Raw genomic sequence first — 2,617 nt, 5'->3', positions numbered from 1 at the left:
GCCGCAGAGCACGGTGACCCCGCGCTCGGCGAGCAGCTCCCCCACCCGCCGGGCCTGCGCCCGTTCCTCCGGCGTCGCCTCCGCCGGCCCGCACACCGCCACCTGCACGCCGTCATTGTTCCCGGTCCGCCGGCGCCGGGCTCATGATCGACGGATCCGGCGCGGCTGGGTTAGCGTGCGGGGATGGGATCGACGGTGACCGAAGCGACGGATCCGTGGTGCCTGCGCCCGGGTGAGGCCGGCGAGCTGTTGCGGGGGCATCCGTGGCGGCGGTTCGTGGTGCTGGGCGACAGCGTGGCCGAGGGGATGTGCGAGCCGGTCGACGGCTACCCGGACCTCCAGTGGGCCGACCGGATCGGCGCCGAGCTGCGCGCCGTGCGGCCCGAACTGGCGTACCGGAACCTGGGGCGGCGCGGGCTGCGGGCGCACGAGGTGCGGGCCGCCCAGGTGGCGCCGGCGCTGGAGTTCGCGCCGGACCTGGCGCTGGTGGTGTGCGGCGGCAACGACGCGTTCCGCCCCGCGTACGACCCGGCGGCGGTGGATGCCGAGCTGACCGCGATGGTCAGCGCGCTCCGGGGCGCCGGGGCGGACGTCATCACGGTCGGCATGTTCGACGTGTCGCACAGCCCGGCCGTGCCCGACCCGCTGCGGGCTGGCCTCCGCGAGCGGATGCGTCGGCTGTCCGCCCACACCGGGCAGCTGGCGCAACGGCTCGGCACCCTGCACGTGCACCTCACCGACCACCCGCTCGTCGCGGATCCGTCGCTGTACAGCAGCGACGGCCGGCACGGCAGCGCCCGCAGCGACGCCGTCGCCACCGCGGAGACCCTCCGCGTGCTCGGCGCCCACCTCCGCACCAGCCTGACCCACCCGCGCGACCCGGCCCGCGACGGCCGGCACGGGCGTTGATCAAGAGGTTTGCGTCAGGAACCGAGCCCCTGGTGACGCAAACCTCTTGATCAACGCGGCGAGGCGGGCGCGCCGGGGTCGGGTCAGGGGTGGTCGGTCGTGAGCAGGCCGGTCAGCAGGCTGCGCAGGGTGCGCTCGAAGAGGTCCTGGTCGGGCGGGGCGGACGGGGGTTCGGCGAACGCTGCGGCCAGGTGCGGGTACGCCGCCAGGTCGACGTGGTCGAAGGTGACCGTGCCGGCGGCCGCGGCGCTGCGGGCGAAGAGCGACACCACGCCGGTGACCATGGCGATGGCCTCGAACTTCGCGGCGACCCCGGCCCGGACCGGTTGCAGCAGGCGCAGGCAGGCGTCGAAGTGGGCGAGGGTGTTCGGCCCGGGGACGGTGGGCCGGGCGATCGCGTCGGGCAGCCACGGGTGGCGCCGGTGGAGCGCGAGCTGGCGGCGGGCCAGCAGGAGGAACCGGTCCTGCCAGGTCCCGTCGTCGGTCGGGTACGGCCGCAGCTCGCCCACGCACCGGTCGACCATCAGGTCCAGCAGGTCGTCCCGGGACGACAGGTGACGGTAGAGCGAGGGGGCGGCCATGCCGAGCGCCCCGGCTACCGCGCGCATCGACACGGCGCCCAGCCCGTCGGCGTCGGCAAGGGCGACGGCGGCGGCGGCGATCTCGTCCCGGCTGTGCGTCGGGGCGGGGCCGCGGGCGCCACGCTGCGGCCTGGTCCAGATCGACCGTCCGGCGGCGCCGCCGTCGGCCGGATTCCTCGGTGCGCCGCTCACCACACCACTGTAAACTGCAAACAGCGTTCGCGGTTTCGCGGGGTCGAAGGGAGCAGTCATGCAGCGGATCACGGCACCGGACGGCGCGGGGATCGTCCTGCACACCAGGGGCACGGGACCGGACCTCGTGCTGGTGCACGGCGGCGGGGTCACCATCCACGAATACCGGCGGCTCGCGGCGCGGCTCGCCGACCGGTTCACCGTCCACCTGTACAACCGGCGGGGCCGGATGGACGCCGCGCCGCGGCGCGAGCCGTACACGGTGGAGCAGGAGATCGACGACCTCGGCGCGGTGCTCGCGCACACCGGCGCCCGCCGGGCCATCGGGCACAGCTACGGCGCGTTCGTGGTCCTCCGGGCCGCGCTGCGCCTGCCGCTGGACCGCATCGCGCTCTACGACCTGCCGCTCTGCCTGGCCGGGCAGGGACTGCCCACCGCGTTCCTCGACCCGGCCGAGGAGGCGATCCGGGCCGGGAACCCGGCGCGGGCGCTGGCGATCGTGGGGGCGGGAGTCAACCCGCAGTCACCCGCGTCGCCGCTGCCCCTCGCCGTGCGCACCGCGATCTGCCGGGCGTTCCTGAGCACCGAGGTCGGGCGGACGATGGGCAGCCTCGTGGGGATGACGCTGGCCGAGTCGCGGCAGGTGCAGGCGCACGAGGGACCGGCCGCGGAGTACGCGGGGATCACCGCCGAGGTGCTGCTGGTCAGCGGCGCCAAGGCCGCCCCCTACTTCACCGAGATCAACGACCTGCTGGCCGCCGCCCTCCCCCGGGCCCGGACCCTGCGGATCCCCGGAAGCGCCCACAACGGCATCGCCCCGGTCCGCACCGCCCGCCTGGACGAGCACCGGCGCCTGGTGGTCGGCGGCGCCCCGGTGGACGCGCTGTTCCGGCTCTTCGTGCCCAACCGGGTCACCCCCAGCGCCGGCCTCGACG

3 protein-coding genes and 1 pseudogene are annotated in these 2,617 nt (G+C 75.6%); 2 read left to right on the top strand and 2 right to left on the bottom strand.

Annotation, left to right across the window (positions count from 1 at the left end):
* Nucleotides 1-96, bottom strand: a pseudogene (locus tag F8274_RS30410) (dethiobiotin synthetase); the annotation flags it as partial.
* An 87-nt stretch (nt 97-183) separates the two neighbouring features.
* On the opposite strand from F8274_RS30410, the gene F8274_RS30405 reads away from it, so the two are divergent.
* A complete protein-coding gene (locus F8274_RS30405; RefSeq protein WP_151465816.1) occupies nt 184-909 on the top strand; it encodes an SGNH/GDSL hydrolase family protein in 726 nt (241 codons plus the stop codon).
* A gap of 83 nt (nt 910-992) precedes the next feature.
* Here F8274_RS30405 and F8274_RS30400 read toward each other — a convergent pair whose 3' ends face one another.
* On the bottom strand, nt 993-1,682 hold the full coding sequence (locus tag F8274_RS30400; protein WP_225854046.1) for a TetR/AcrR family transcriptional regulator: 690 nt from the start codon (nt 1,680-1,682) through the stop codon (nt 993-995).
* A gap of 58 nt (nt 1,683-1,740) precedes the next feature.
* Between F8274_RS30400 and F8274_RS30395 the strand changes: the two genes are divergently transcribed.
* Nucleotides 1,741-2,617 (top strand): alpha/beta fold hydrolase (locus tag F8274_RS30395; RefSeq protein ID WP_151465813.1); only part of this gene is annotated, 877 nt, incomplete at its 3' end.

Origin of the sequence: Micromonospora sp. AMSO31t, assembly GCF_008868175.1 — a bacterium.
In the GTDB taxonomy this organism is placed as follows: domain Bacteria; phylum Actinomycetota; class Actinomycetes; order Mycobacteriales; family Micromonosporaceae; genus Micromonospora.
This window is presented reverse-complemented; position numbering and strand designations above follow the sequence as displayed.